Raw genomic sequence first — 443 nt, 5'->3', positions numbered from 1 at the left:
GACTGTAATTCTTTAATTTCACTTATTAATTTAGTTAACACATCTGTACTTTGATACAAGCGTAAAGCTTCTTCCAATCTACCAATTAATCGGGATATCAATTCCCCTTGAGTATTATATTTTTTTACTTCTTCTGACTGTTTCTCTAACGCTCGTATTTCTTGCCTTATAGACGTTAATTCTTTCGTAAACTCATTTAATTGTGAGCGAAGATGTAAAGTTTCTTTATCCAAAGAATGGTTAACCTGTGGATAGGAACGTAACTGCAATTCAATACCTTCAAGTGCAAGACAAAGCTGCCTAATTTTTTCTGAACTTCGTACTTCACTTAACGGCTCAATTATTTTAGCTTTAGCATGTTGTTCACGAATCCATGTGGATAAACTAAGACGTTCTCTTTTTACTTCAAGAGCTTTTTTATACAAATCACTACTATCGTTAAG

At 33.0% G+C, this 443-nt stretch carries 1 protein-coding gene; it reads right to left on the bottom strand.

The annotated features are described in order from the left end of the window. Window positions 1-443 (bottom strand): hypothetical protein (locus IPZ49_RS22970; RefSeq protein ID WP_227754140.1); only part of this gene is annotated, 443 nt, incomplete at both ends.

The organism is Enterobacter cloacae complex sp. S2 (assembly GCF_015159675.1).
Taxonomy (GTDB): Bacteria; Pseudomonadota; Gammaproteobacteria; order Enterobacterales; family Enterobacteriaceae; genus Enterobacter; species Enterobacter intestinihominis.
This window is presented reverse-complemented; position numbering and strand designations above follow the sequence as displayed.